Origin of the sequence: Ectothiorhodospira marina (assembly GCF_900109495.1) — a bacterium.
In the GTDB taxonomy this organism is placed as follows: domain Bacteria; phylum Pseudomonadota; class Gammaproteobacteria; order Ectothiorhodospirales; family Ectothiorhodospiraceae; genus Ectothiorhodospira; species Ectothiorhodospira marina.
In genome coordinates this window covers 375,374-401,203 of record NZ_FOAA01000001.1, presented here as the reverse complement: position 1 = coordinate 401,203, position 25,830 = coordinate 375,374, and the positions used below count along the sequence as shown (strand labels likewise).

The 25,830-nt window shown below is 62.1% G+C and carries 25 protein-coding genes, 1 tRNA gene and 1 other RNA gene; 7 read left to right on the top strand and 20 right to left on the bottom strand.

Annotated features, from left to right (window positions below):
* Positions 1-87 precede the first annotated feature (87 nt).
* Both BMY52_RS01845 and BMY52_RS01840 read left to right on the top strand, forming a co-directional pair.
* A tRNA-Arg gene (locus tag BMY52_RS01845) sits at positions 88-164 on the top strand.
* A gap of 40 nt (positions 165-204) precedes the next feature.
* Complete coding sequence (locus BMY52_RS01840; protein WP_177169801.1) at positions 205-741, top strand: invasion associated locus B family protein; 537 nt, start codon at positions 205-207, stop codon at positions 739-741.
* Positions 742-797: 56 nt separating this feature from the next.
* On the opposite strand, the gene bfr is transcribed toward BMY52_RS01840, so the two are convergent.
* Both bfr and BMY52_RS01830 read right to left on the bottom strand, forming a co-directional pair.
* The gene (bfr, locus tag BMY52_RS01835) at positions 798-1,280 is read right to left on the bottom strand and encodes a bacterioferritin (RefSeq protein ID WP_090250085.1); all 483 of its coding nucleotides are present in this window, start codon (positions 1,278-1,280) and stop codon (positions 798-800) included.
* Positions 1,281-1,434: 154 nt separating this feature from the next.
* Positions 1,435-1,653 carry a (2Fe-2S)-binding protein gene (locus tag BMY52_RS01830; protein ID WP_090250082.1) on the bottom strand — a complete coding sequence of 73 codons (219 nt, stop codon included), beginning with the start codon at positions 1,651-1,653 and terminating at the stop codon, positions 1,435-1,437.
* 359 nt (positions 1,654-2,012) lie between these two features.
* On the opposite strand from BMY52_RS01830, the gene BMY52_RS01825 reads away from it, so the two are divergent.
* From BMY52_RS01825 to BMY52_RS01815, 3 genes are all read left to right on the top strand, one after another.
* Positions 2,013-3,311 (top strand): citrate synthase, encoded by a 1,299-nt coding sequence (locus tag BMY52_RS01825; RefSeq protein WP_090250080.1) that lies wholly within the window; start codon positions 2,013-2,015, stop codon positions 3,309-3,311.
* A 48-nt stretch (positions 3,312-3,359) separates the two neighbouring features.
* Positions 3,360-3,560 (top strand): YgaP family membrane protein, encoded by a 201-nt coding sequence (locus BMY52_RS01820; protein WP_090250078.1) that lies wholly within the window; start codon positions 3,360-3,362, stop codon positions 3,558-3,560.
* A gap of 147 nt (positions 3,561-3,707) precedes the next feature.
* Positions 3,708-4,412 carry an MBL fold metallo-hydrolase gene (locus BMY52_RS01815; protein WP_177169800.1) on the top strand — a complete coding sequence of 235 codons (705 nt, stop codon included), beginning with the start codon at positions 3,708-3,710 and terminating at the stop codon, positions 4,410-4,412.
* Positions 4,413-4,502: 90 nt separating this feature from the next.
* Here BMY52_RS01815 and nifM read toward each other — a convergent pair whose 3' ends face one another.
* The 15 genes from nifM to nifH all read right to left on the bottom strand — a co-directional run bounded on the left by nifM (position 4,503) and on the right by nifH (position 18,762).
* Complete coding sequence (nifM, locus tag BMY52_RS01810; RefSeq protein ID WP_090250075.1) at positions 4,503-5,354, bottom strand: nitrogen fixation protein NifM; 852 nt, start codon at positions 5,352-5,354, stop codon at positions 4,503-4,505.
* A 32-nt stretch (positions 5,355-5,386) separates the two neighbouring features.
* Positions 5,387-5,842, bottom strand: a complete 456-nt coding sequence (locus BMY52_RS01805; RefSeq protein WP_090250533.1) for a nitrogen fixation protein NifZ — start codon at positions 5,840-5,842, stop codon at positions 5,387-5,389.
* A gap of 59 nt (positions 5,843-5,901) precedes the next feature.
* Positions 5,902-6,234, bottom strand: a complete 333-nt coding sequence (nifW, locus tag BMY52_RS01800; RefSeq protein WP_090250530.1) for a nitrogenase-stabilizing/protective protein NifW — start codon at positions 6,232-6,234, stop codon at positions 5,902-5,904.
* Between the two features lie 46 nt (positions 6,235-6,280).
* Positions 6,281-7,429, bottom strand: coding sequence for a homocitrate synthase (gene nifV, locus BMY52_RS01795; protein WP_090250528.1), 1,149 nt, complete (start codon positions 7,427-7,429; stop codon positions 6,281-6,283).
* 309 nt (positions 7,430-7,738) lie between these two features.
* Positions 7,739-8,947: a cysteine desulfurase NifS gene (nifS, locus tag BMY52_RS01790; protein WP_090250073.1), complete on the bottom strand. Its 1,209-nt coding sequence runs from the start codon at positions 8,945-8,947 to the stop codon at positions 7,739-7,741.
* Positions 8,948-8,950: 3 nt separating this feature from the next.
* Positions 8,951-9,625, bottom strand: coding sequence for a Fe-S cluster assembly protein NifU (gene nifU / locus BMY52_RS01785; protein WP_090250069.1), 675 nt, complete (start codon positions 9,623-9,625; stop codon positions 8,951-8,953).
* 27 nt (positions 9,626-9,652) lie between these two features.
* Positions 9,653-9,952: a ferredoxin III, nif-specific gene (gene fdxB, locus BMY52_RS01780; RefSeq protein WP_090250066.1), complete on the bottom strand. Its 300-nt coding sequence runs from the start codon at positions 9,950-9,952 to the stop codon at positions 9,653-9,655.
* Positions 9,953-10,005: 53 nt separating this feature from the next.
* Positions 10,006-10,509, bottom strand: a complete 504-nt coding sequence (locus tag BMY52_RS01775; RefSeq protein ID WP_090250064.1) for a NifB/NifX family molybdenum-iron cluster-binding protein — start codon at positions 10,507-10,509, stop codon at positions 10,006-10,008.
* Positions 10,463-11,881, bottom strand: coding sequence for a nitrogenase iron-molybdenum cofactor biosynthesis protein NifN (nifN, locus tag BMY52_RS01770; RefSeq protein ID WP_090250061.1), 1,419 nt, complete (start codon positions 11,879-11,881; stop codon positions 10,463-10,465). Before nifN ends, BMY52_RS01775 begins: the two co-directional genes overlap by 47 nt.
* Before the next feature lies 1 nt (position 11,882).
* Positions 11,883-13,301 (bottom strand): nitrogenase iron-molybdenum cofactor biosynthesis protein NifE, encoded by a 1,419-nt coding sequence (nifE, locus tag BMY52_RS01765; protein WP_090250059.1) that lies wholly within the window; start codon positions 13,299-13,301, stop codon positions 11,883-11,885.
* A gap of 198 nt (positions 13,302-13,499) precedes the next feature.
* Complete coding sequence (gene nifX, locus BMY52_RS01760; protein WP_090250057.1) at positions 13,500-14,210, bottom strand: nitrogen fixation protein NifX; 711 nt, start codon at positions 14,208-14,210, stop codon at positions 13,500-13,502.
* A 37-nt stretch (positions 14,211-14,247) separates the two neighbouring features.
* The gene (gene nifT, locus BMY52_RS01755; RefSeq protein WP_090250054.1) at positions 14,248-14,457 is read right to left on the bottom strand and encodes a putative nitrogen fixation protein NifT; all 210 of its coding nucleotides are present in this window, start codon (positions 14,455-14,457) and stop codon (positions 14,248-14,250) included.
* A 172-nt stretch (positions 14,458-14,629) separates the two neighbouring features.
* Positions 14,630-16,201 carry a nitrogenase molybdenum-iron protein subunit beta gene (gene nifK / locus BMY52_RS01750; RefSeq protein ID WP_090250051.1) on the bottom strand — a complete coding sequence of 524 codons (1,572 nt, stop codon included), beginning with the start codon at positions 16,199-16,201 and terminating at the stop codon, positions 14,630-14,632.
* Between the two features lie 105 nt (positions 16,202-16,306).
* Positions 16,307-17,758 carry a nitrogenase molybdenum-iron protein alpha chain gene (gene nifD, locus BMY52_RS01745; RefSeq protein WP_090250049.1) on the bottom strand — a complete coding sequence of 484 codons (1,452 nt, stop codon included), beginning with the start codon at positions 17,756-17,758 and terminating at the stop codon, positions 16,307-16,309.
* Between the two features lie 119 nt (positions 17,759-17,877).
* Entirely contained in the window at positions 17,878-18,762 is an 885-nt protein-coding gene (gene nifH / locus BMY52_RS01740; protein ID WP_090250046.1) for a nitrogenase iron protein, read from the bottom strand.
* 174 nt (positions 18,763-18,936) lie between these two features.
* Between nifH and BMY52_RS01735 the strand changes: the two genes are divergently transcribed.
* Complete coding sequence (locus BMY52_RS01735) at positions 18,937-19,761, top strand: NAD(+)--dinitrogen-reductase ADP-D-ribosyltransferase (RefSeq protein WP_090250045.1); 825 nt, start codon at positions 18,937-18,939, stop codon at positions 19,759-19,761.
* A gap of 4 nt (positions 19,762-19,765) precedes the next feature.
* Here the strand turns inward: BMY52_RS01735 and BMY52_RS01730 are convergent, their stop codons facing one another.
* Genes BMY52_RS01730 through purL form a run of 3 tightly spaced genes read right to left on the bottom strand, consistent with a single transcriptional unit; the run spans position 19,766 to position 25,088 of the window.
* Positions 19,766-20,494, bottom strand: coding sequence for a glycosyltransferase (locus tag BMY52_RS01730; protein ID WP_090250042.1), 729 nt, complete (start codon positions 20,492-20,494; stop codon positions 19,766-19,768).
* Positions 20,495-20,522: 28 nt separating this feature from the next.
* Positions 20,523-21,179 carry a TIGR04282 family arsenosugar biosynthesis glycosyltransferase gene (locus tag BMY52_RS01725; RefSeq protein ID WP_090250040.1) on the bottom strand — a complete coding sequence of 219 codons (657 nt, stop codon included), beginning with the start codon at positions 21,177-21,179 and terminating at the stop codon, positions 20,523-20,525.
* A 12-nt stretch (positions 21,180-21,191) separates the two neighbouring features.
* Positions 21,192-25,088 carry a phosphoribosylformylglycinamidine synthase gene (purL, locus tag BMY52_RS01720; RefSeq protein ID WP_090250038.1) on the bottom strand — a complete coding sequence of 1,299 codons (3,897 nt, stop codon included), beginning with the start codon at positions 25,086-25,088 and terminating at the stop codon, positions 21,192-21,194.
* A gap of 277 nt (positions 25,089-25,365) precedes the next feature.
* Between purL and ssrA the strand changes: the two genes are divergently transcribed.
* Positions 25,366-25,719: a transfer-messenger RNA gene (gene ssrA / locus BMY52_RS01715) on the top strand.
* Positions 25,720-25,830 lie beyond the last annotated feature (111 nt).

Here is a 25,830-nt window from a genome sequence, read left to right as displayed (position 1 = left end):
GGCTCCCGGGATCTTGGCTATCCTATGCACTCCTTGCGCCGGCCCCTGGCACGGCGGGCATTCTCTCTCATCATCCAGGTCCAATATGCCCCGGTAGCTCAGCTGGATAGAGCGTCCCCCTCCTAAGGGGAAGGTCGCAGGTTCGAACCCTGCCCGGGGCGCCATTCCTTCAGGCAGCCATCCTGCCCCACCATGGAGTTTCCAATGTCGAACCACAGTCCACGGTCCCGCACCCAACGAACACGACACTTCACCCTGCTTTCCGGCCTGGCCGCCCTGGCACTGATGGTGCTGCCCACGGGCGCGAGCGCCAACGAGCCCACCCGTACCACCCACCAAGACTGGCAGAGTGTCTGCCTGGAAGTGGACGGGTCCGAGCGCTGCCAGATCCAGCAGACCCTGGAAATGGAAGGTGCTGAGGGCCGCGGGCCGGCCATGCAGGTGAATATCCGCGACATGCGCGATGGCACCCGGATCATCGAGGTACTGCTGCCACTGGGATTGGATCTGCGAGGCGGCATCGTCATGCAAGTGGATGATGGCACCGAATACAACGCCCCCTTCCTGACCTGCTTTGAGCAGGGTTGCCTGACGGCGCGCCCACTCGACCCGGAACTGGAAGAAGCCATGCGCTCGGGAACCAACATGCGGGTGGGTTTCCGCCCCTTCAACAATGAGCAGATCATTGTGGCGGACATTTCCCTGATGGGCTTCACGGCCGCGAGCCGTCAGATCAAGTAAACCAAACCGCACGCCCCTTCTCCCCCCACGGGGAGAAGGGGGACGCAAAGGACCTGTCAGGGGTTGGGCTGATCACCCATCATCTGCTGCTCGTACTGCTGCAGACCAATGCGGTTAATCAGCCCCAACTGGGTCTCGATCCAGTCGATGTGCTCTTCCTCATTGGCCAGAATGCCGGCGAACAGGTCACGACTGACGTAATCCCCCACCTCGTTGCAGTAGGCCACCGCCTCCTTGTACACCGCGTGCCCCTCGTGCTCGAGCTTGAGGTCGCACTCCAGGCATTCGCGCGTATTTTCACCAATGTAAAGCCTGCCCAGATCCTGCAGGTTGGGCAACCCCTCCAGAAACAGGATGCGCTCAATGAGTTGATCGGCATGCTTCATTTCGTCGATGGACTCGTGATACTCGTACTCATCCAGCTTCGTCAGCCCCCAGTCCTTGAACATGCGGGCATGCAGAAAATACTGATTGATGGCTGTCAGCTCGCCCTTGAGTGACTTGTTAAGGTATTCAATGACCTTGGGATCCCCTTTCATGGAATGATCTCCCTGGGTTGTTGTTGACGGTTATCTTGGCGGCTTGGACCCCGCGTGGGTTCCTCGCCCTCGATGATCATGCACAGTCCATGCAAAGAGCCTGACCCCCACCCGCCCTGACGCGGCTGGCGCCGATTCCCGCAGGCCAGGGAGGTCATACCGAAGTATGGCACTCGGGGAGACACAGGGGAGCAGCCACCACGGGGGCCGCCATGAGCGTGTCGCGAAGCACACCATTGATGGAAACCGCACACTTCTTGCACTCCGTGCATACTCCCAACTCGGCACGAAGAGCTGCCATGCTGTGCGCTCCCTGCTGCACCGCCTCGCGGACCCTTGTATCCGTCACACCCTTGCATAAGCACACATACATGGCGGCTCGCTCTCCGGTTTATTTCCTACTAATTTAGTCTGAATCTAGGCCCTCGGCGAATGGGTTGTCAACTCGCGCGGCACTCACACAACTTGCACATGCCCCCCGAACCCGCTAGAAAGCACAAACTGCACCAAAATCAGCAAGCTTGCAGCCCCGGGACGATGGATCTGGCATACTTCTTGTTGAATATCACCAAACCGCCCCGCGGATCCCTTGCGCAAGAAATCATGGACGCTGGGTGCTGCGTCGCAATAAAGTGTGCGCTCGGGGGCCGCCCAGTGGGCTGGTCGCGAAACACAGATCAGGGGCCTGGCCCCGAGACCAATCATCTGAACAACGGACGACGAGGACAACCCATGACATCCCGTACCGTCACGGTTATCGATAACGCCACCGGCAAGCAGGTGGAACTGCCCGTGCTCGAAGGCACACAGGGGCCCGGCACTGTGGACATCCGGCCCTTGTCCCAGGAACTGGGCTATTTCACCTATGACCCGGGCTTCATGTCCACGGCCAGTTGCCGCAGCGACATCACCTACATCGACGGTGATCAGGGCATCCTCATGTACCGGGGCTATCCCATCGAACAACTGGCGGAGCACAGTACCTACCTGGAGACCTGCTACCTGCTGCTCTACGGGGAACTGCCCACCGCGACCGAGTTGGAGACCTTCAGCCGCATCATCCAGAAACATTCCATGCCTCACCAGGCAATCCGTCGCTTCTATGATGGCTTCCGGCATGATGCCCACCCGATGGCCATCATGGTCGGTGTGTTCGGTGCCCTGTCGGCCTTCTTCCACGACACCACCGACGTGCATAATCCGCGTCACCGGGAGATCGCTGCCCATCGCATGATCTCCAAGATGCCCACCATCGCTGCCTGGTCCTATAAATATGCCATTGGTCAGCCCTTCCTGTATCCGGACAACGAACTGGGCTATTCGGAAAACTTCCTGCGCATGATGTTTGGCGTGCCCACGGAACGTTACGAACCCAATCCAGTATTTGCCAAAGCGCTGGACCTGATTCTGATCCTGCATGCGGACCACGAGCAGAACGCTTCCACTTCCACGGTTCGCCTGTCCGGCAGTTCCGAGGCCAACCCCTTCGCCGCGGTCTCCGCCGGTATTGCCTCCCTTTGGGGCCCCTTGCATGGCGGTGCCAACGAGAAGGTGGTCCGGATGCTTGAATCCATTGTCGAAAGTGGCCAGTCGGTGGAGTACTTCGTCAACCGCGCCAAGGACAAGGATGACTCCTTCCGCCTCATGGGCTTCGGCCATCGGGTGTACAAGAACTATGACCCCCGCGCCAAGATCATCCGCAAAATGTGTCACGAGCTGCTGCGGGAAATGGGTGCGGAGAACGAACCCCTGTTCGAGGTGGCCATGGAACTGGAGCGTATTGCCATGGAGGACGACTACTTCAAGGAGCGCAAGCTCTACCCCAACGTGGATTTCTATTCGGGCCTGATCCTGCGGGCCATGGGCATCCCGCTGAACATGTTCACCGCCATCTTCGCATTGGCCCGCATCGTGGGCTGGAATGCCCACTGGTGCGAGATGATGCAGGATCCCGAATCCCGCATCGGGCGCCCTCGTCAGTTGTACACTGGCGCTGCCACCCGGGACTATGTGCCCATTGAGAAGCGCTGAGCGTATCACTATATTAGGAGACCCTAAATCAACGGAGAGGGAAACACCATGACGATCGATCGTGCCGTATTTGCATTTGCCGGCAGCATGATTCTGCTGACCCTGCTGCTGTCGCTGCTCAGCCCCCTGTGGCTGTGGCTCACCGCGTTCGTGGGTCTCAACCTGCTGCAGTCGGCCTTCACCGGGTTTTGCCCCCTGGCCATCGTACTCAAGAAGTTCGGTGTCAAACCGGGCCAGGCCTTCAGCTGATCCCATACGGCCCATGCTCCGCCCGCAGCGCCTGATGTCGAGCCTCCGGGTTGAGCATCCCTCTTCACCATTGGGGGTGAACTGACTTGCCTCCCCTCCCCATGACCGGGGAGGGGTATGGTCTGAATCGCCTTCTGGAGGACTTTCATGACCGCATCCCCCACGCACATCATCCATACCCTGCAACTGGGCCCCATGGATAACTTCATCTATCTGGTGGAAGACAAGGCCACCCGCCAGGCAGCCATCGTTGACCCGGCCTGGGAAGTGGATCAGGCCCTGGAACGCGCCCGATCCCTGGGCCTTGAGATCACCCACATCCTGCTCACCCACACCCATCAGGACCACATCAATGGCCTGGATGAGGTGCGTGAACAGACGGGCGCCGAGGTGCACCTGCTCAAGGCGGAGGCCGATTACTGGGGTCAGGCGCCAGCCGACGCCGTCCTGCACAACGAGGGTGACGAGATTCGTTTGGGCAACACACCGATACAGGTGATACACACACCAGGACATACGCCGGGCGGCACCTGTTACCACCTGGGTGATGACCTGATCACCGGCGATACGCTTTTTGTGTACGGTTGCGGTCGATGTGACCTGAAGCAGGGGGATCCCAAGGCCATGCTCCGTTCCCTGAAACGATTACGGGACGAGCTGCCCGGTCAGACCGTCATCCATCCCGGCCATGACTACGGTGTGCAACCCACCTCCACACTGAGCGAACAGGCCCAGGGGAATCCCTTCATGCATTTTGAAGATGAAGCCGCCTTTGTGCATTACCGCATGGAGGAACACGATCGGGTGCGCAGCGGCCCATATGGGCCGGAGAGGCCTCCCGTCAGCCCCTGAACATCGGGGAGGTGGCTTGGAGCGGCTATTCGCGGCCAGGGCCGCTCCCACGGGAGGGCCAAAAAGAGGATGTGCCCCGCGCGCGCATGCTCAGGAAGCCTCCAGGCTCTTGAGCCACTCGCGCTGGCAGGCGCTGCGGCGACGTTTTTCCAGTTGCTGGCGGATGCGCTCCTCCACCTCCGCCAAGGGTACGGTGCGTGCCGGGTGGATGGCCTCACACAGCAGAACATGAAACCCCACCTCGGTCTCGAGGATCTCGCTCACCTGTCCCGCCTCCAGTGCAAAGAGGGCTTCATCCAGGGCCGTAAACAGTGTGCCCCGGGGTGCCTTGCCCACAAGCCCCCCCTTTATGGCGCTGGGACACTCTGAATGACGCGTTGCCTGGGCGGCAAACTGATCCGCGTCTCCGGTCAGTTCCGCTGCCACGGCTTCCAGTCGTTGTCGCGCCTGCTCGCGGGTGTTCTCCGGGTAGTCCGGGTTGATCGTGATCAGGATCTGACGCACGGTGCGGGACTCGGGTGACTTGAACCGCTCCTGGTGCAAGTAATAGAAGAGCTTCACATCAAGATCGCTGACCTGCCCCATGCGATTGGCCACCCGATCCAGAACGGCCTCCAGGCGTAGCTCTCGATGCAGGGCCTGGCGGAAGGTGCCCAGGTCGAACCCATGGACCTCCAGTTCCGCCGCAAAACTGGCCTCATCCGGATAGCGGCCGCGGATCTCCGCCAGGGCATGATCCAGTGTCTCCCGGGGCACATGCACATCCGGAGCCTGGTCCGACGCCAGTGCCCGGGCACCGATCTCGTAGGCTCGGGCCGAGCGTGCCCGAACGGTTTGACGCTCGGCCTCATCCAGTTTACCCAGGGGCTTTTCGAAGCTGTCCAACGCCGTGCGCAGCTCGATGTAAGCCAACTCCGGGCGATGTTCCAGTGTGGGCGTCATACAGCCTCCCGCTCAGAATGCTTGATGAGAATTCATGATGTCCCGCCTTCCCCGGGAGGATCATCCAACGCCGATTCCGGCACCTGAAGAACCCGCCCGGCAAAGTTCACGTGGTACTCCACGCCGTCCGGCAGATCCCGCAGCACTTTGCAGATTTCACCCACCGCACCGGGCTTCACCACTGGTTGTCCCTGGATGCCAAGCGGTACCCGGGGCATCACCTTATCGCGGAACTCGTAACGGGTAGGTACCCAATGGGCATTGGCATCCAGTAATTCCTCCTGGCGACAACCGACAATGCGACCGTGCTCCATGAAGTTGATCGTGTAGATAATCTGATCCTGCAGGAATCGACCCATGTCGATCACCACGCCAACGCTGCCCCGTGGTACCAGCAGACTGCCCCGATCCATGCCCGGATAGCTTCCATCATTCCGGATGGGGCGCACCACGCGCACCCGTTCGCCGTATTCATACAGGGGTTTCATGGGTTGCTCCTCATCCTTGCCAATCCTTTGAGTGGCGGGCTGCTCGCCCGTTGCCAGGTTCATGATTGACGGCCAAAGGCCTCGTCCAGGGAAACATAGGCCACGCCCGGCGGAGGCCGCTGGAAAACCTTGAAGACCTTTTCGGTCTGGGCATCGGAATTCACGAAATCACTGTAGGCCTGACTCAGTAGGCCCCGGTACAGATCATGCGTAGCCCTGGCATCGCTGGGCTCACCCGGTGTCTGGGCGCTCAGGTAGTCGTGAAAGCGCTGCAGGATGTGCAAGCGATTCACCTTCACCACGGCCTCGTTATAGGGGATGTCGAAGTACTCCAGAAAATCCTCGGCGGATTCCAGATCCTGGAGGTCGTCCTGCAAGGTTTCGGAATTCATGGTGTGATCCTTGTAGCGGGTTTCAGGTGAGGACAAGCGGTGCGATTCATGCGGGGATGGCGTCGGTCAGGGCGGTCAGTTCCCGGTGCCAAAGCGCCAGTTCCTGATCGGTGGGTGCCCGCTTGGTACGCGAGGCAGCGCTGCGGATCCTCGCCAGCAGCAGGGTGGCCTCGGCACGTCCCAGGGGGATCCCCAGACGTGCATAGGCCTGGATCACCGCGCTGGTGCCCGAATGCTTGCCCAGCACCAGTCGATGTTCACGGCCCAGTTCTGCCGGGTCGACACCCTGGTAGTTGGCTGGATCCTTGAGCAGGCCGTCCACGTGGATGCCCGCCTCGTGAGTAAAAACGCCTTCCCCCACCAGGCTCTTCTGCCAATGGATGGGGTGGCCGGTGGCGGTTTCCACCAGGTGGGACAAATTTTGAAAACGGCGCAGATCCACCCCCGTCTCGATGCCGTGCAACTGCCGCAAACCCAGCACCACCTCTTCCAGGGCGGCGTTCCCGGCCCGCTCACCGATGCCGTTGACTGTGGTGTTTAAATGAGTCGCCCCTCCCAGTGCCGCTGCCAGGCTGTTGGCAGTAGCCAGACCCAGATCGTCATGGGCATGCATCTCGATCTCCAGGTCCGAATGGGCACGAAGCCGGCGCATGCGCTCCAGCACGGTGAAAGGTTCGAGGATGCCCACGGTGTCGGCAAAACGAAAACGCCGGGCGCCCGCCTGTTGTGCCGTTTCCATCACCTGCACCAGAAAATCCATGTCGGCTCGGGAGGCATCCTCTCCGCCCACGCTGACCTCCAGGTTCAACGCCTGAGCCTCGTCCACATGGCGCCGAATACAGTCCAGCACCCAGTCGCGGCTACGACCCAGCTTGCGGGTGATCTGTTGATCGGATACGGGAATGGACAGGTCCACCATGTCCACGCCCAGATGGGCGCAGGATCTCAGATCATCCGTGCGCATGCGGCTCCAGACCAGCAGGCGGGCGTTGAGTCCCAGGCCCGCCAGCAAACGAATGGAGTCCCGCTCCTCGTCCCCCATGGAAGGGATACCCACTTCCAGTTCCGGCACACCCAGTTCATCCAGCCCGCGAGCGATGGCGATACGCTCGGCATCATTGAAGGCAACGCCGGCGGACTGTTCACCGTCCCGAAGGGTGGTGTCATCGATGACGATGGTAGGGGGGTGGGTCATGGGCAGCTCGCTCAGCACAGGTTCCAGGAATGATTAAGCGAGTTCCATGCCAAATTATAGATGACTGATTACGCGAAATTTTCTGTGTGATCGCCGTGTTTCCGGGTGTCGTTTTGCGACCTCCGGGAGGGAGTTGTGGGATTTGCTACATGGGTCGGGGTTCGGGGTTCGGGGTTCGGGGCTCCGCGCCCCTCATCCCCGGCCCTTCTCCCACCGGGGACACGGCAGACAGTGAGACAGGAGTGAACGCTTCACGCCCGTGAGCCCCTCTCCCCTTTGGGGAGAGGGGTTGGGGTGAGGGGAAAACCATCACGCATAAGCCGGTGCAAACGCCTGCTCGGGATCCTCTACCGGACCGTCCTCACCCCAATAGGGCGACAGCTTGCGCAACCGGGCCACGATGTCGGGCATGACCTGGATCACACGGTCCACCTCCTCCTGCGTATTGAAGCGGGATAAGGAAAACCGTACCGAGCCATGGGCGGCGGTGTAGGGAATCCCCATGGCCCGCATCACATGGGAGGGCTCCAGGGAGCCGGAGGTACAAGCCGATCCACTGGATGCCGCGATACCCTGCTGATTGAGCATGAGCAGGATGGACTCACCCTCGATGTACTCGAAGGCGATATTCAGGGTATTGGGCAGGCGATTGTCCACATCCCCGGTGACGAAGGCGTGGGGGATCTGCTCCAGCAGCCCCGTTTCCAGTCGATCCCGCAAGACCCGCACCCGGCGGCGCTCATCATCCATGTGAGTCAGTGCCAGTTCAGCGGCCCGACCCAGGGCAATGATGCCAGGCACGTTCTCCGTGCCGGCACGCCGGCCCCGCTCCTGGTGCCCACCGCGCAACAAGGGCCGAAACCGCAGACCGCGTCGCACGTACAAGACGCCCACGCCCTTGGGCGCATGCAGCTTGTGACCCGACAGGGAGAGCATGTCGATGCAGGTGTACTTGAGATCAATGGGCAGCTTACCCACGGCCTGAACCGCGTCGGTGTGGAACATCACCCCCTTGGCACGGGCCATTTCGGCCATGCTCTCCACCGGGAACAGGGTGCCCGTCTCATTGTTGGCCCACATGATGGAAGCCACAGCCACCTGGTCGGACAAGACCTCACGGTAATGGGCCAGATCGAGGCGCCCCTGACCATCCACGCCCAGGCGGTGGATGGTGTAGCCCTCCTTTTCCAGCTGCTCGCAGACATTGAGCACCGCCGGGTGCTCCACCTCGGTGGTAATGATCTCCCGACGCTGGGGCTGGGCCCGTACCGCAGACAGGATGGCCGTGGAGTCCGACTCGGTGCCACAGGAGGTGAAGATGACCTCGGAGGCGTGTTCGGCACCGAGCAGGGACTGCACCTGTTCGCGTGCCCGCTTGAGGGCACGACCCACCTGGTCGCCAAAGCGGTGCATCGATGAGGGGTTGCCAAACTGCTCGGTGAGAAACGGCAGCATCGTCTCCACCACCCGGGGGTCCACACAGGTGGTGGCATTGTTGTCCATGTAGATGGGCTTCATGCGCTATTCCCCCATGGCCATGGCACGGATATTCATCGGCGGCAACCCTGCGGACTTGGCGGAAGCCGATGCCTCCGTGGCATGGTTTTCCGGGTCGAAGGCCTCGCCCTTCTCGCTCAGCACCCGGGTGAGCAGTTCCTCGATCCCCTCGTGACAGGTGGAGCAACCGCCCCCCGCCTTGGTGTATCCGGTCACGTCCTGGACGGTGCGCAGGCCGTGGTCACGAATGGTCTGCTCGATCTTCACGGCATCGATGGCAAAGCACTTGCAAATCAAGGCACCTTCCTCGTGATCGTCCTTCCAGACCTCGCCCCGGTAGTTGGCGATGGCGGCCTGCAGGGCCTCATGCCCCATGACGGAGCAATGCATCTTCTCCGGTGGCAGGCCACCCAGGGCATTGGCGATGTCGTCATTATTGATGCGCTCAGCCTCATCCAGGGTGAGACCGATAATCATCTCGGTGAGCACCGAACTGGAGGCGACCGCGGAACCGCAGCCGAAAGTCTGAAAACCGGCCTCCTGAATCACACCGCTCTCCGGATCCACCTTGAGCGTGAGCCGCAAAGCGTCGCCGCAACTGATGGAACCCACCTCGCCGGTGGCATTGGCGTCGCGCACCACACCGACATTGCGGGGGTTGAAGAAGTGCTCTTTGACCTTCTCGGAATAGTCCCACATGATTCTGACCCTCCAGGGTGTGTGCCGTCAGACCGCCAGCGCGGCGGGGGCATGGGTGTGACATTTCTTGGGGCAGACCTGAGAACAGGCCTGACACCCGATACAGTCCATGGCATCGGCAAGCCGCATGACCATGGAGGTATCGTCGGAAAATCCATCATCATCGTCCTCGTCGTCATCCATCTCCCGCTCCACCAGTTCAAAGCAGTTGCGGGTACAGACCTTGAAACACCGACCGCAGCCGATGCAGTTCTCCTCCTTGAGCTCCATGATGAAGGCGGGTGTCCACTGGGTGCCGCCACGGGTGACGCCGGTAATGGGAGTCATGGTCGTATGCCTCTTCTCAATCAGTCTTATGTCATGTTCGTCTTTGGGAGGAATCAACCTTCCTCCTCCCAGGGTTCGCTGGCCATGGCATCAAAACGACGGGCGTCGTCCTGACGACGCTGCACGGCCTTGGCCATCCACGGGGGCGGCGTGTGCTCCCGCAGACAGGTCTGCAATTCGCGCAGCAGGTCCAGAATGCGCGTGCCGTGGGCCACCCGCACCGGCTGAATACCCAGGGCCAGCAGTTGTTTCACTGCCGATGATCCGGCAGCGGCGCAATACACCGCATGGCAACCCTGCAGGCACTCGAACTTGGGCACCAACTTGTCTTCACCGCCATCCTGAGCCTGGTCACCGAACTGAGCAGCCTCCACCAGTTCGGCGCTCTCCTGGGTGAGACGGTAAATGGCCATCCCCCGGGCCGAACCAAAATGCTGGTCCACCCGGGCCATGTCGGTGGTGGCAAAGGCCACGCGAATCAGGGCATCCCCCGCCTCCACGACAGCCAACTCAGTGCCACGTGGCGTGATCACCTGCAGACGACGCTGTAGTGCCATGTGGAGGTTCCTCCCAGGATTGTGCTTCGGGTTCAGCGTAGATGGAGCGGTAAGGGGCCACGCCATGGGACGGGCTCAAGACCTGCAGATTGGCCAGGTCGAACAAGGCCTGGCGGGCACCGGCGTAACCGATCCAGGTGCGCTGAAAGCCCCCCAGCCAGTCATACTGGGGAAAACCTGCCCGCAGCAGCGGAATACCCAGACGTCGGGCGGGTTCCACCCCATGGGTGTTGGCAATCAGATACTGGGCACGCCCCTCGCGGGCAAGATCTTCCAGATCCTGCAGGTCGCCAATCTTCACGGCTTCCGCCGCCACTCTTTCCAGCACCGGCGCGCGGCTGGGGGCCACCGCCGCCACCACTTCGCCACCGATCTCGCGCACCAGGCTGGAAAAGCCATGCAGCAGGTCCGGATCGCCGGCGATGGCTACGCGGGAGAAACCCAGCGTGAAATGGGCATCCAGCATGGCGTCCTGGAGGCGCGCCCGTTCCCGCTGTAAGCGCAAAGGCACCGGATTTCCGCTTAACCGGGACAGGGTGAGCATGAGTTCATCCATGGATTCCATCCCCATGAGGCTATCGAAATGCACATTGGGCACGCCGGTGCGGGCCTGAAGATGTTCCGCCGGGCTGGTCATGGAGGCCCCGATCACCAGGGTGGCCACAGAAGACCCCAGGCGCTGCAGATGACTCAGCGGCGTACCGCCGGTGGTCAGTGGGGATAACCGGGCCTCCGATAGATGCCCATCCAGGGAGCCGGACAGATCCGGCACCATCAAGGGTTCCAGACCGAAGGCCTCCACCATGTCCTTGAGGGCTTCCACATCGCCCGGCGTCAGTGCAGAGCCGGCCAGGATATTCACCTGCTCCGGTGCTCCACCCACCTGACGTGACTCGGGCACCAGATGATCGATCAGGGCCGTGACTGCCAGGGCAAACCCTGTCTCGGCTGAGCCGGCAAAGTCGGGCGTCGACACCGGAACCACGGCCACATCGGCAAATTCCGGGTGCTCCAGGCGAAAATCCCGTACCACGCGCTCCACATCGGCACCCTCTGTTTCCGACAGGCCCGTGGTGAGCACGCCGATGAGATCAGGCCGGGACTTGCTACAGACCGTGGCCAGCCCCTCGATCAGACTCTCATCGGCGCCCATGACGGCGCTGACCTGATCCATGGCGGTGGTCTGCAGCGGAATGGGTTCACGGAAGTGCCTGACCAGAAAGACCTTGGCAAAGGCCGTGCAACCCTGGGCACCATGCAGCATGGGGATGGCCCGCTCCATGCCCAGCATGGCCAGCGCCCCCCCCAGAGGCTGACTGGCCTTCACCGGACTGACGGACAAGGCCTTGTTGCGACGAATGATACGGGCCATGTCAGCAGGCCTCCGTGTGGGAATGGGTTTCAAAGGGCACACCGGCGTTGTCCCAGGGCGCGGGCTCGCGCACCCGGGGCCAAATGGGGCTTTCCAGCGTGAGGGCCAGTTGGCGGGCCAGTTCCAGCATCCCCTGATAACCGGCATAGGCGGATTCGCGCTCCTGGTTGATGTCCAGGAAGGGGATACGTGCCTTGAGGGCGGTGTACATGTTGCGCCCCCCGGCAATCAGCACATCCGCCCGGCATTCCTCGAAGATCCCCAGCAGTGCCTTGGGGTTGCCATCCTCGATCATGCGGGCATCCTCCCCCATGAGTTCGCGGATGCGGGCCTTGTCCTCCTCGGTGGATTTGCGGGTGCCCGTGGCCACCACCTCCATGCCCAGGTCCTGCAGGGCCGAGACCACGGACCAGGACTTGACGCCCCCGGTGTAGAGCAGCACACGCTTGCCCGCCAGCCGCTCCCGCCACGGGGCCAGTTCGGCGCGAATACGCGCCTCCTCGCGGTGGATCAGGTCTTCCGTACGTTGCGTGAGATCCGCATCGTCCAGCAGGCGGGCGAATGCACGCAGGGCATGAGACATGTCATTGATGCCGTAGAAACTGCCTTCGAACCAGGGTGTGCCGTAGGCCTCCTGGAGCTTTCGGGCCACGTTGATCATGGCCTTGGAGCACACCATCATGTTGGCCTCGGCCCGGTGCATGGTCTGCACCTGGTGATAGCGGGCGTCCCCGGACAGGGTGCACAGCACTCTCAGGCCCAGTTCATCCAGCAGCGGCAGCACATGCCAGAACTCGCCGGCAATGTTGTATTCGCCGATCAGGTTGATGTCGTGCACCGTGATGCCGGGGCGCTGAGCAGCCTCGGGCGGTGGGTCCGGTTCACGAGTCCCCACCACCTGCTTGACCATGGACTCGCCGGCGATGCGATTGCCCAGGTTCTTCGAGCCGTAAAAGCCGGCGGCGTCCACAAACACCACCGGCACGCCCCAACGCTCCTGAGCCACCTTGCAGACCGCCTCCACATCGTCACCGATCAGAGCGGGTACGCAGGTGTTGTAGACGAAGATAGCGGGCGGGTTGAAGGACTCCACTGCCTGGCGGATGGAATGCAGCAGGCGCTTCTCGGAGCGCCCCATGATGACATCCTGCTCGGTCAGATCCGTGGTCAGGCCCAGGCGAAACAGATCGGGTCCTGAAGAGCGGGTGCCGCGGTTATCCCAGGAGTTACCCGCGCAGGCGATGGGCCCATGAACGATGTGGGCCACATCCGCCACCGGCAGCAGCGCGATCTGGGCCCCGTCGAAGGCGCACCCCCCGGCTGCGGCCCCGGGCTTGGGGCGGGCACAGCCGGATTTTTCCTTGGTGTTGTGGTCGCATGCCGGCTCGTCCAGCAATGCCTTGATGTCCTGTGCCTTCATTGTCTGCTCCGCTGCGAAATCGGCTTTACAGGGAGTACTGCAAGAGGCGGGCCATCTTTAAGTTATTGTTTATTTTAGTTTTATTGAGTTTTTGATGTGTAGGAAAGGCAACAATGGGAGGAAGTCAGGCAACAAAGCCACGAAGAGCCCCTCTCCCCACTGGGGCGAGGGGAACCCCCCGGCACGATGCGGAGCCTTTCAGCCCTCACCAAACCGAGCCATCGTCCCCGGCTCCCGCCCCATCACCTTCGCCAGCCAGGGCGGCGGCGTACCCTCCAGTACCGCTTGCAGACGCGCGATGACCTCAGAGGCCACGGGACCATCCGGCAACTTGATGGGATGCACGCCAACACGAATCACCTTGGCCGCCGCCGGGCCACCGATGCTTTCCACATACAGCAACTGGCAATCCGCCAATAGCTGGGCCCGAGCCGCATTGCGGTCCTCGGCCTTGTCGGCCTCCTCGGTGAAACGGATCTCCACCAGCCGTGCCGCCTCGTGGGACACCTGGTAGATCAGAAAACGGGCGCAGGACCCAAAGTGACCATCCAACTGATCACCGGTATTGGAAGCCAGGGCGATACGGATGGAACCCGGCATCTCATCTTCACCAAGGGCATCCACAGCGGGCAAATCCGGCTCCACCTCACGTTCTCCAGACAAATAGCGAACCGCCATCTCCAGGCTTTGGCTGTTGCATTCATCCTGTTCGATATCGGGGTGGCGGGTGCGTTTGAGACCCATCCTGAGATCCTTGACTGTCATCGCGGCCAGCGCTTCCACCGTGATGGGTGCACCAATGCGCTCGATGATGATCTCGAGCAATCGGGGTAGTTCAATCCCGGGCAGGACCTTCTTGGCCAGGGCAATGCGCAGGGCGCATTCACGGTCGAGGATATCGGTGGACATGGGGGTACCTCATCGGGGTTTGATTCGCTAGATTGAGTCAGAGACGCTTGGCCCGCAGGGTGATGGGCAACCGCGGGGCCTCGTCCATGGGCTCCAGGAAATAACGGGAGCCATCGGCCAGAGTGATCTCGCCACCCCAGCGCCCCGGCCCTTCGTGCTCCATGGAGACGATGGTCTCTTCCAGGTCCTTTTTGGGGACGTAGAAGGACATCCCCGACTCCGTCTTGTTGATCATGACGCTTGGCATGGTGTGTTCTCGCTTGGAAATATTTGGGAAGGCTTCCTGCCCTCCGTTTCCCCTCATCCCCGGCCCTTCTCCCCCCAGGGGAGAAGGGGGAACTCACCTCCCCCGAGGAGAAGCGAGCCCCTCTCCCCCATGGGGAGAGGGGTTGGGGTGAGGGGCGAGGAGCCAGCAACCCTTACCGCACCAGGTCGTAGTTGTAGTCCGTCACACCCATCTCCTGGGTCTCATCATCCAGCTGCTCCAGCACTGCATTCACCAGGGTGGTGAGGATGTACATGCCACCCTCATAGCCCAGGGTGGTCATGCGATGCAGGTGGTGACGATCAAAGATGGGGAAACCGATCCGCACCAGCGGCACCTTGAACTCCTTGCCCTTGGCCACCGTGTCACGCTCGATGAACTTGCCGTAGGAATTCCCGATCAGGAAGTCCGGCTTGTCGGTGAATACCAGAGAGCGCAGGTGCCACAAGTCCTTGTTGAAATACACTTCGGAGTTCGCGCCGTAAGGGCTTTCGGAGAGCATCTGATCCATGGCCTTCTTCCAGCGCTTGTTGGCGTGGTTGCACAGGATGTGACGCGGCTCGGCGCCCAGTTCCAGCAGGAAGCGGGTCATGCCCATCACGAAGTCCGCATCCCCGTAGAGGGCGTACTTCTTGCCATGCAGCCAGGTATGAGAGTCGGTCATCATGTCCACCAAGCGACCCCGCTCCTTTTCCAGGGAGGCGGCGATGGGCTTGCCAGTGATCTCCGACACCTTCATCAGGAACTCATCCGTGCCCGTCAGCCCCATGGGGATGTTGATCTTCGGGGCCTCGTGCTGCCAGGTGTTCTTGACGAACTTGCGGGTCTTGTCCAACTGCCAGGGCTGCAGCAACAGGGTGTCGTGGGCGTTGGGCGCATCCTTGAGCTCGTCCTGCGTGGTGCCACCGGCGTACATGCGGTATTCGCCATCAGCCGGGGTGTCCAGCACCTCCTCCGGATCGCACAGCAGGCTGTAGTCCACGCCCATCTCATTCATCATGCGCTTCATCACCCGGTAGTTGCCCAGGTAGGTCTCGAACCCCGGCACCAGGTTGATCTTGCCGTTCTTGCCCGGCTCCTTGTCTTCCATGTGGTTGAGGGTGAAGTAACGGATGGTGCCCTCGAACATATTGTCCCAGCCCGTGGTATGGCTGCCCACAAAAGAAGGCGTGTGGGCGTAGGGCGTGGGGAAGTCTTCCTCGATAAATCCTTCCTTGCGGGCATTGCCGATGAAGGCATTCAGATCGTCGCCGATCACCTCAGCCATACAGGTGGTGGACACGGAGATCATGTCCGGCTTGTACAGGGCCTTGGCATTTTGCAGACCATCCATGATGTTCTTCTGGCCACCGAACACCGCGGCGTCCTCGGTCATGGAATCGGACACACAGGCGATGGGCTCGCGAAAATGCCGGTTGAAATAGGTACGGAAGTAGGCCACGCAACCCTGGGAGCCATGCACATAGGGCAAGGTCTTCTCGAAACCCAGGGAGCAGAGCACCGCGCCCAAGGGCTGGCAGGCCTTGGCCGGGTCGACGGTGAGGGCCTCACGCTGGAAGTTCAGCTCCTTGTATTCCTCGGTGGTGGTCCACTCGAAGACCTCGCGGATCTTCTCGGGGCTGTGGGCCTCTTCGCTGGTTTCCCGCTTGCGGGCCAGCACTTGCTGATAGTCATCCTCCTGGAACAAGGGGTAACAGGGCTTGATGTTTTCGGGGTTCTGGCTCATGGTCTTCTCTCCTGCCGCGCCACCAATCTGTGGACTACGGTCTGGGGAACATCATCGGGTGGTCACCGTGGCGCCGTTTGCGGCGGCGCCACGGGCAGGTTCTGCTCAGGCGGCCTTTTTCCACGGGGCCTGCAGCTTGTCCCAGCAGGGGTTGTTCAGGGTCATGTCCATATCCCGCGCAAAGATGGCAAAGCCGTCATAGCCGTGATACGGGCCTGAGTAATCCCAGGAGTGCATCTGGCGGAAGGGGATGCCCATCTTCTGGAAGATGTACTTTTCCTTGATCCCCGAGCCCACCAGGTCCGGACGTACCCGCTTGACGAATTCTTCCAGCTCATAGCCGGTCACGTCGTCGTACAGCAGCGTGGCGTCCCCCATCTCCTTGATGGTGCGGTCGTAGTCATCGTTGTGGGCAAACTCGTAGCCGGCACCGACGATTTCCATGCCCAGGTCCTCGTAGGCCCCGATCACGTGGCGGGGACGCAGGCCACCCACGTAGAGCATGACCTTGCGGCCTTCCAGGCGCGGACGATACTTGGCAATGACCGCGTCCATCTCGCTCTGATATTTCTCGATGACACGCTCAGCGCCTTCCTTGATCTTGTCGTCGAACAGCGAGGCGATCTTGCGCAGGCTCTCGGCGATCTTGGTGGGGCCGAAGAAGTTGTACTCCATCCAGGGCAGTCCGTATTTCTCCTCCATGTGCCGTGCCAGGTAGTTCATGGAACGGTAGCAGTGGAGCAGGTTCACCTTGGCCTTGGGTGCCAGTTCCAGTTCCGACAGCGTGCCGTCCCCGGACCACTGGGCGATCACCCGCAGGCCCATCTCCTCCAGCAAGATGCGCGAGGCCCAGGCGTCACCGCCGATGTTGTAGTCGCCGGTGAGGGCCACATCGTAGGGAGTGGACTCAAAGCTGTGATCATCGTCCCGGCGCGGCAGAACCGAATCCCGGATGGCATCGTTGGCGATGTGGTGGCCCAGGGACTGGGACACACCCCGGAACCCTTCGCAGCGCAGGGCCACCACCGGCTTGTCCGTCTCCTTGGTCTTCTTCTTGGCCACCGATTCGATGTCGTCCCCGATGAGCCCGACGGGGCACTCGGACTGGATGCTGACCCCCTTGCTGAGAGGGAACAGGGTCTCCATCTCGTCAATCATCTTCTCCAGCTTCTTGTCGCCACCGAAGACGATGTCCTTTTCCTGGAAGTCGGAGGTGAAGTTCATGGTGCCGAAGGTGTTCACACCGGTGTGGCCGGTGTAGTAGTTGCGGCGACCGGCACGGGAATACTGACCGCAGCCCACGGGCCCGTGGGAGATATGGATCATGTCCTTGATCGGGCCCCAGACCACACCCTTGGAACCGGCATAGGCACAACCACGGATGGTCATGACGCCGGGCACGGACTTGCGGTTGGACACGAGGCACTTCTTGGCCTGTTCCACATTGGGATCATTGACCGTCAGATGCTTGGCCCGATCCTTCCTGGCCTTCTCCGGATAAACCTCAAGCACTTCCTGGATGAGGGCTTCAGCCTCTTCACGTTTCATAGCGCACATTTCGATGGACTCCTCTGTTCGCCGCCACTCATCCGTGGACATGCGTCAGGTGGAATGGGGTGGGACGGGGATTACCGCCGGGCCGCCCCGTGAGGCCAGCCCGACCGCTGCTTGGGGACTCAGGCCGTGGCCTGGTCTGCCTCGACCGACTTGCCGACGATGCTCTCGTCCTCCACATCCATGATGCCGAACTCCATGAGCAGGTCTTCCAGCTCATCCATACTGCACGGGGTGGGCACAACGAAGTGCTTGTTATCAACCACCTTCTGGGCCAGCGCACGATACTCGTCCGACTGCTTGGACTTGGGGTTGTATTCCACGCAGGTCATGCGACGGATCTCGGCACGCTGCACATCGTTGTCGCGGGGCACAAAGTGAATCATGGTGGTACCCAGCTTCTCCGCCAGCGCCATGATCAATTCATCTTCCCGGTCCGTATTACGGCTGTTGCAGATCAGACCTGCCAGACGCACGCTGCCGGAGCTGGCATACTTCACAATGCCCTTGGCGATATTGTTGGCGGCGAACATGGCCATCATCTCGCCAGAGACGACGATATAGATCTCCTGGGCCTTGTTCTCGCGGATGGGCATGGCGAAGCCACCGCAGACCACGTCACCCAGTACGTCGTAGAACACGAAGTCCAGGTCGTCCTCGTAGGCGCCCTCCTCTTCCAGGAAGTTGATGGCCGTGATCACACCGCGGCCAGCGCAGCCGACGCCCGGCTCAGGGCCGCCGGACTCGACGCACTTGACGTCGCCGAACCCGCTTTTAAGAACATCTTCCAATTCCAGATCTTCAACGCTGCCAGCATCAGCAGCCATCTGCATGATGGTATTCTGCGCCTTGGCGTGCAGGATCAGACGCGTGGAGTCGGCCTTGGGGTCGCAGCCGACGATCATGACCTTCTTACCGGACTCGGCCAGGGCGGCGACCAGATTCTGCGTGGTGGTGGACTTGCCGATACCGCCTTTACCGTAGATTGCACATTGACGTGTGGGCATGGCTTTCTATCTCCTCTGCCTGAGCTGTGGACTGTGTGTGTCTTCATCAGGAGGGATTGCAAGCCACGTGCCAGCAACAAAAAAACACCTCAACCCATTGTTTTAATTTATTTTTAAATTAAACAACCGGACCCACAATACGCGTGGGATACACGACAAAGACCCTCACTCTGTATGGATAACGACACGTCTCCCTCCCCTACCCTGCCCACCCGCGCCCGCCTGCCCATCAACCGCTGCAACCTGCCGGCCGTGATCCTGGGCAGCCTCACCTATCAACGGCATCCAGCACCGCTGATGCTCGATGGCGTGGCTGATCTGCATCGGGACCTGTGGCAACACCTGGACAGCCTCGACACGCCGGAACTCAGAGCCGAGGACTTCAAGGCCTACATGCGCGGTCATTTTTGCCTGGATGACCTGTCAGCCTGCGGGCTGGAGGGGGACGAAGGCCGTGGCAAGGCGGATTACCTGCGCCTGGTGCGGGGCTGGTGGTTCAACCCGGACGGACGCGAGGCGGCGGTGCTCAAGGGCTGGGTGGAGTCCCGCTTCGGGCTGATCACCCGGTTTCACCGGCAGCCGCTGAAGGACAACGAGGGGGAAGACTATGCCCGTTTCATGCACGAGCGGACTTGTGGGCTTTACAACACCAACGCCCTGGAATCGCAACTGGACCTGCTATTCGGCTTTTGCCAGTACGAGCTGGGGCGGCAATACCCGGGACAGACCCATCTCACCCTGTACCGAGGGGTGAACGGTCTGGCAGATCATGAAGTCCTTTGGCGCCAGGGCAAGCGGGCAGTCGTGCTGTTCAACAACGTGAATGCTTTCTCCAGCCACCGGGAGCGGGCCGATGAGTTCGGAGATTACATTCTCACCGTGGAGGTGCCAGTGGCCAAGGTGTGCTGTTTCCAGGAACTATTGCCCGGACTGCTGCGGGGGGAAGGAGAGCATCTGGTGGTCGGTGGGGTGTACGAGGTCAGCTTGAGCACCCTGTAGGTGATCACTTCGGGCGGCGATACCAGAACCAGCTCAACCGCCTTGAACGCAGGGCGAACGGCACCAGCAACACCACCAGGGTCATGAGCAGATGCTGCCATGGGCCGAACCATTCGGTCTTGCGCCCCGAGGTGAGTACCGGGGGGTCGTCCAGGATGTGAAAGACCTGCCCCCGATGCCGACCATCCCGGGCCAGACGCCGGGAAAGGAACACCTCCTCGCCGGCATAGACCTTCTCGGTGAAACCCCCGACCCGCTCGAAGGCATCGCGAGTGCAAAAGAGATAGCACCCGGCCGCCAGCCCCAGTCGGGAGGAAAGCGCATTCCAGGCCATCATGCCCAGACGGTAAGCTGACAGGGAGAGACGGTCAAAACGGATACGCGCCCCGCCCCCACAGACCTGACCGCTCCCCAGCGCCGTCAGCGTGGCCTGAAGCAACGGGCCATCGGGCCAGGTATCGGCGTCCACGAAGATCAGCCATTCGCCACGGGCCGCGGCGGCCCCGGCATTGCGGGCGCGGGCAATGCGCTGTTCCGGCTCGAAGACCACCCGGGCACCGGCAGCCTCGGCGATGGCGGCGGTATCGTCCGTGGAGGCGTTGTCCACCACGATCACCTCCGAGGGCTCCGGCTGCCGTGCCCGGGCGGCGTTCACAGCCTCCAGGGTCCGACCAATCCAGCCGCCCTCATTCCAGGCGGGGATGATGATGGAGACTTGGGGGTGTGCTGTCATTGGGGAAGGGACACTCCTCCGGACACGGTTACTCGTTCAGGGCCAGTGCAGCCGGGCTCAGCCAGGGATAGGTCTCCCTCAGAATCTCCCAGTCCTCCGGCGTATCCAGATCCCGCCGCGACTCCAGTTCATGCCAGGACCACCCCAGGGACTCGAACCGCGACCGGGTCTGCGCCAGTACCTGATCCGTTCCCCATTGGATGCCCTGGAATACTTGCGGTTCCATCCGCCGCATGCCGATCAGCACATACCCCCCGTCATGGGCCGGGCCCAGCACCGCATCACAACCCGACCGCAGGCTGTCTGCCGCCTGACGGATGTCCTGCACCGTCATCTCCGGGCAGTCGGTGCCGATGACAATGGCTCCGCCGAAGCACTCCAGAGCCCGTCCCAGGGCCTCCTGAATTCGATCGCCCCGGTCAACACCCTCCTGGGAGGTGAGCGCGCAACCATAATCCACAGCCAGCTTGCGCAGGAAGGGGTGACTGGAATCCGGGGCGCCGTGGATGATCACCGAGCCGCAATCGGCAGCGCAGGCCACCATCATGGCATGACGCACCATGGCCTTGTGGATGCGGCAGGCATCCTCGGCGCCCACGGCCGGGATCAGTTGGGTCTTGGTACGCCCCGGCACCGGTGCGCGGGTGAAGACCAGAACCGGTATTTCCTCAGCCATTGCAGACATGACAGCGCCTCCTCATCCGACCCACCGCCGGGCATTGCGGAACATGCGCAGCCAGGGACCATCCTCACCCCACTCGGCCGGGGCCCAGGCATGCTGCACGGTACGGAACACCCGCTCCGGGTGCGGCATCATGATGGTGGCACGACCATCACTGCTGGTCAGCCCCGTGATGCCCTCGGGAGAGCCATTGGGGTTGAAGGGATAACGCTCCGTCACCCGGCCGAAGTGGTCCACATAACGCAGCGACACCAGCCCGGCACCCGACACGGTATCCACATCCGCGTTGCCCAGGGCAACGCGGCCCTCACCGTGCGAGACAGCCACCGGCAGACGCGAGCCGGCCATCCCCTGGAGCAGGATGGACGGGCTGTCCGTCACCTCCACCAGGGACAGACGCGCCTCGAACTGCTCGGAGCGGTTGCGCACAAAACGGGGCCAGTGCGTTGCACCAGGGATGAGACCCTTAAGCTGCGAGAGCATCTGACAGCCATTGCACACCCCCAGTGAGAAGGTGTCCGGGCGCTCGAAGAAGGCCTGGAAGGCCTCGCGCAGACGGGCATTGAACAGGATGGAACGGGCCCAGCCCCCTCCGGCACCGAGCACATCCCCGTATGAGAACCCGCCGCAGGCGGCAAGCCCCTGGAAGCTGGCCAGATCCACTCGCCCCTCCATGAGATCGGTCATGTGCACATCCACAGCACAAAAACCCGCCCTGTGGAAGGCCGCCGCCATCTCCAACTGACCATTGACGCCCTGCTCCCGCAGGATGGCCACCCGGGGACGCGCGCCCGTCTGGATGAAGGGCATCGCCGGGTCATCCGCCGGATTGAATGTCAGTCGGGCATTGAGGCCCGGGTCATCATCCGGCACCAGGGCCTCAAACTCCTCTCGAGCACAGTCCGGATCGTCCCGCAGGGCCTGCATGTGGTGACTGGTACGGGCCCAGCACTGCTGCAGGCGGGCCCTGCTATCGGCAAAAACCACCTGTTGACCGCGTCGGAACTCGATCTGACCGGTGTCATTCAAGGTGCCAATCACATGGCTGTGGTGCGCCAGGCCCGCGCCGTGCAGCATGGACAACACCTCTTCCGTGTCGTCATGACGCACCTGGATGACCGCCCCCAGTTCCTCACAGAACAGGGCTGCCAGAGCATCATCACCCAGATCATCCAGGTGCACGGTCATACCCGTGCGCCCGGCAAAGGCCATTTCGCACAGGGTTGTCAGCAACCCACCGTCGGAACGGTCGTGATAGGCCAGCAGATGCCCCTCGCGCCGCAGATCCCGGATGGCGGCGAAGAAACGCTTGAGGGTGTCCGGATCATCCAGGTCCGGTGCGTGATGACCCACCTGGTTGGTGACCTGTGCCAGGGCCGATCCGGCCAGGCGCTGCCGACCCTTGGCCAGATCCACCAGGATCAGATCGGTATCCCCCTGATCGGTGCGCAGGGTCGGGGTGAGCGTCAGCCGGATATCCGTGACCGGCGCGAACGCCGAGATGATCAGCGACAAGGGCGAAGTCATAAGGCGCTGTTCGCCATCCTGCTCCCAGACCGTGCGCATGGAGAGGGAGTCCTTGCCCACCGGGATGGCGATCCCCAGACGCGGGCACAACTCCTCACCCACGGCACGCACCGTATCGAACAGGGCCGCATCCTCACCCGGATGCCCGGTGGCGGCCATCCAGTTGGCGGAGAGGCAGATTTGCGACAGATCATCCACGGCAGCTGCCGCCATGTTGGTGATTGCCTCGCCGATGGCCATGCGGCCCGAGGCCACCGGGTTGACCATGGCGATCGGGGTACGCTCACCCATCGCCATGGCCTCACCGGTATGGCCGTCATAATCACTGGCGGTCACCGCCACATCGGCCACCGGCACCTGCCAGGGGCCCACCATCTGGTCCCGCGCCACCAGGCCGGTCACCGTGCGATCGCCAATGGTGATCAGGAAGGACTTGGAGGCCACCGCGGGCAGTTGCAGCACCCGCTCCACGGCCTCGGCCAGATCCACCACCCCGGTATCCACCTCGGGTTTCTGGAAGGTTTGATGGTGCACATCCCGCAGCATCTTGGGAGGCTTGCCCAGGAGCACCTCCATGGGCATATCCACGGGGGTTTCATTCAACAGGGCATCACCCACCAGCAGGCGTTGTTCGGCAGTGGCGGTGCCCACCACCGCAAATGGCGCCCGCTCTCGCTCGCACAGGGCCACGAAGTCATCCAGGCGGTCGGCCTCGATGGCCAGCACATAGCGCTCCTGGGCCTCGTTGCACCAGATCTCCATGGGAGACAAGCCGTCCTCGTCGGAGGGCACGGTGCGCAATTCGATACTGCCACCGCGACCGGCATCGTTGAGGATTTCAGGAATGGCGTTGGACAGGCCGCCCGCACCCACATCGTGAATGGAAAGCACGGGGTTGGCCTCGCCCAGGGCCGTGCAGCGGTCAATCACCTCCTGGCAACGCCGCTGGATCTCCGGGTTGCCTCGCTGTACGGAGGCGAAATCCAGTTCCTGGGCACTCTCGCCGCTGGCCATGGATGAGGCCGCGCCGCCGCCCAGACCGATCAACATGGCGGGCCCACCCAGCACCACCACGGGGGTGCCCTCGGGCAGGGCCTGCTTCTCGATATGCTCGGCGCGCATGCTGCCCACCCCGCCGGCAATCATGATGGGCTTGTGATATCCCTTGAGCTCAGGGCCCGCAGGCCCGGGCACCTCGGCCTCCAGGGTGCGGAAGTAACCCGCCAGCGCCGGTCGCCCGAACTCATTATTGAAGGCCGCCGCGCCGATGGGGCCTTCCAGCATGATGTTCAGGGCCGACTCGATCCGCTCGGGCTTGCCAAAATCTTCCTCCCAGGGCTGTTCCAGGCCGGGAATGCGCAGATTGGATACGGAGAACCCGCTCAGCCCCGCCTTGGGCTTGGAACCCCGCCCGGTGGCGCCCTCGTCGCGGATCTCGCCGCCGGAGCCGGTGGCGGCCCCCGGAAAAGGTGAGATGGCGGTGGGATGGTTGTGGGTTTCCACCTTCATGATGATGGGCAGATCCATCTCCACAGGCTGGTATTCCCCGGTGCGGGGATCAGGGATCAACCGATGGGCCCGATGGCCTTCCATCACCGAGGCGTTGTCACGGTAGGCCGACAGCACCCCATCAGGCGATTGTGCATGGGTGTTACGGATCATGGCGAACAGGGACTTGTCCTGAGGACGCCCGTCGATCACCCAGTCGGCATTGAAGATCTTGTGCCGACAATGTTCGGAGTTGGCCTGGGCGAACATCATCAGTTCCACGTCCGTGGGATCGCGGCCCAGGGCCTCGTAGGCCTCCACCAGGTAGTCGATTTCGTCCTCGGTGAGCGCCAGGCCCAGTTCCGAGTTCACACGCTGCAGGGCCCCTTTGGGATCAGCACCGCGTTCCACCACGCGCAAGGGCGCCGGAGAGGCCGTGGAGAACAGGCCCTCGGCTTCATCCCGGTCGGTGAGCACGGTCTCGGTCATGCGATCGTGCAGCAACGGCATCACCCGGCGCAGTTCCGCCAGACTCAGCGAGGCATCCGACTCCAGCCAGTAAGCCGTGCCCCGCTCGATGCGCCGCACCACGCCATCCAGCCCGCAATTGCGGGCGATGTCGGTGGCCTTGCTGGACCAGGGCGAGATGGTGCCCAGGCGAGGCACCACGAGCACCAGCTGACTCCCGTCCTCCTGCCCATCATCCATTGCCTCACCGTAGCAAAGCAGTTGCTCCAGCACTTGGTGCTCATCCGCCGAGAGTTCTCGCTCGGTCTGCACAAAATGCTCGAACCGGGCCCACACCCCGCGGATCCCCGGCACCTGACGACGCAGATCCTCCAGCAGGCGTTGACGACGGAAACTGGACAGGGAGGGACTACCCGGAAGACACAGCATTGAAGACCCCGAACTCAGGCTGGAAAAGCCGTCCATGATACTTGAAAAGCGCCTTGAAAGCCCCCGATTGCCCCTACTGGAACCACAGCAGCTCCCCATGGGAGTTGCTCCCGGAAAAGCCCCCACCCCATGCCACTTGCATACCTCCGTGGGAGCGGCCCTGGCCGCGAATCCCCTTCAGAACACGATCAGGAAAGAGCAGCCACCCCTTTTTTCTTCCGGACGCGCTAGTGACAGGGAACTCCCCCCCGGGTACCATGTCTATTGTTACAACACCGGGGGCGACCTGGCTTCGACGTGGGTCGTGAAACCTGAGGTGCATGCCGAGGATACAGCTTACCTCGTAAATCATGCTGTAACGCTATAGTTGCCAACGACGACAACTACGCTCTGGCCGCTTAAAAACCGGTCAGCCTCTGACGGGACCTGCTTGTGGGTTCTACTCAGAGGTCATCGCACACAAGCTCGCGGAGCGGACCTGCCCGGGTCTTAACCGTTAAAACCAAGCGGGCTCGCGCCAACGCATCCTGTTCGTCGGAGGCCGCGGCGTTAACTGAAAAGACGAACTAAGCATGTAGTACCAATGGCGTAGGGCTTGCGGACGCGGGTTCGATTCCCGCCGCCTCCACCAGCAGAAGGTTTCTGGACATTCCAGAATGCACCAGAAACCGCACGAACAGGGGCCTCCGGGCCCCTTTCTTGTTTCAGGGCCGCCCACCCCCACCTGGGAGATGGGAGCCAT

Bases quoted from the DNA above. Each gene is read 5' to 3' on its own strand.
- nifH (WP_090250046.1), bottom strand. From the start codon at position 18,762: ATGCCCACACGTCAATGTGCAATCTACGGTAAAGGCGGTATCGGCAAG.
- BMY52_RS01840 (WP_177169801.1), top strand. From the start codon at position 205: ATGTCGAACCACAGTCCACGGTCCCGCACCCAACGAACACGACACTTC.
- nifN (WP_090250061.1), bottom strand. From the start codon at position 11,881: ATGGCCCGTATCATTCGTCGCAACAAGGCCTTGTCCGTCAGTCCGGTG.
- nifK (WP_090250051.1), bottom strand. From the start codon at position 16,201: ATGAGCCAGAACCCCGAAAACATCAAGCCCTGTTACCCCTTGTTCCAG.
- nifU (WP_090250069.1), bottom strand. From the start codon at position 9,625: ATGTGGGACTATTCCGAGAAGGTCAAAGAGCACTTCTTCAACCCCCGC.
- purL (WP_090250038.1), bottom strand. From the start codon at position 25,088: ATGCTGTGTCTTCCGGGTAGTCCCTCCCTGTCCAGTTTCCGTCGTCAA.
- BMY52_RS01805 (WP_090250533.1), bottom strand. From the start codon at position 5,842: ATGAAACCCCTGTATGAATACGGCGAACGGGTGCGCGTGGTGCGCCCC.
- nifM (WP_090250075.1), bottom strand. From the start codon at position 5,354: ATGACGCCCACACTGGAACATCGCCCGGAGTTGGCTTACATCGAGCTG.
- nifT (WP_090250054.1), bottom strand. From the start codon at position 14,457: ATGCCAAGCGTCATGATCAACAAGACGGAGTCGGGGATGTCCTTCTAC.
- BMY52_RS01725 (WP_090250040.1), bottom strand. From the start codon at position 21,179: ATGTCTGCAATGGCTGAGGAAATACCGGTTCTGGTCTTCACCCGCGCA.
- BMY52_RS01730 (WP_090250042.1), bottom strand. From the start codon at position 20,494: ATGACAGCACACCCCCAAGTCTCCATCATCATCCCCGCCTGGAATGAG.
- BMY52_RS01815 (WP_177169800.1), top strand. From the start codon at position 3,708: ATGACCGCATCCCCCACGCACATCATCCATACCCTGCAACTGGGCCCC.
- nifE (WP_090250059.1), bottom strand. From the start codon at position 13,301: ATGAAGGCACAGGACATCAAGGCATTGCTGGACGAGCCGGCATGCGAC.
- BMY52_RS01830 (WP_090250082.1), bottom strand. From the start codon at position 1,653: ATGTATGTGTGCTTATGCAAGGGTGTGACGGATACAAGGGTCCGCGAG.
- nifX (WP_090250057.1), bottom strand. From the start codon at position 14,210: ATGTCCACCGATATCCTCGACCGTGAATGCGCCCTGCGCATTGCCCTG.
- BMY52_RS01735 (WP_090250045.1), top strand. From the start codon at position 18,937: ATGGATAACGACACGTCTCCCTCCCCTACCCTGCCCACCCGCGCCCGC.
- nifW (WP_090250530.1), bottom strand. From the start codon at position 6,234: ATGAATTCCGAAACCTTGCAGGACGACCTCCAGGATCTGGAATCCGCC.
- bfr (WP_090250085.1), bottom strand. From the start codon at position 1,280: ATGAAAGGGGATCCCAAGGTCATTGAATACCTTAACAAGTCACTCAAG.
- BMY52_RS01820 (WP_090250078.1), top strand. From the start codon at position 3,360: ATGACGATCGATCGTGCCGTATTTGCATTTGCCGGCAGCATGATTCTG.
- fdxB (WP_090250066.1), bottom strand. From the start codon at position 9,952: ATGACTCCCATTACCGGCGTCACCCGTGGCGGCACCCAGTGGACACCC.
- BMY52_RS01775 (WP_090250064.1), bottom strand. From the start codon at position 10,509: ATGGCACTACAGCGTCGTCTGCAGGTGATCACGCCACGTGGCACTGAG.
- nifD (WP_090250049.1), bottom strand. From the start codon at position 17,758: ATGTGCGCTATGAAACGTGAAGAGGCTGAAGCCCTCATCCAGGAAGTG.
- nifV (WP_090250528.1), bottom strand. From the start codon at position 7,429: ATGACCCACCCCCCTACCATCGTCATCGATGACACCACCCTTCGGGAC.
- nifS (WP_090250073.1), bottom strand. From the start codon at position 8,947: ATGAAGCCCATCTACATGGACAACAATGCCACCACCTGTGTGGACCCC.
- BMY52_RS01825 (WP_090250080.1), top strand. From the start codon at position 2,013: ATGACATCCCGTACCGTCACGGTTATCGATAACGCCACCGGCAAGCAG.